Raw genomic sequence first — 328 nt, 5'->3', positions numbered from 1 at the left:
CGTTCTGCACACCAATGCACTCAATGCTGTCCTTCAGCGCCTGGAAGTCAGGCGCGCTCATCGCCGGAAAGGCGGCGGACAAGGGATGTTGCTGATGGGTCACAGTGGTCCGGCCTCCTGCGCAACGCGTTCCAGCGGTGCGATGGCGCGCTGGAAGTGCTTTTCAATCTTCGGCGTCCATTGCCCGCGCTGCTGCAACAGCGCCCGGGTTTCAGTGGCATAGCGCCATTCCAAGCGCCTGCGCTCCTGCTTGGGGATTCCGCCCTGGTCGTGGGCGCGATGCAGATCCGGGCAAAGGGGAAAACACAGGCTGTCGCACGCCTTCAGC

The 328-nt window shown here is 63.4% G+C and carries 1 protein-coding gene; it reads right to left on the bottom strand.

What is annotated here, in order from left to right:
* Positions 1-99: 99 nt before the first annotated feature.
* Positions 100-328, bottom strand: a 229-nt coding sequence (locus ACR6JA_RS22165) for a hypothetical protein (RefSeq protein ID WP_494599540.1), incomplete at its 5' end; no start/stop codon positions are given.

Source organism: Cedecea sp. B1(4) (genome assembly GCF_059414925.1).
The sequence above is the reverse complement of the archived record's forward strand: the minus strand, read 5'-3'. Positions and strand labels throughout refer to the sequence as shown.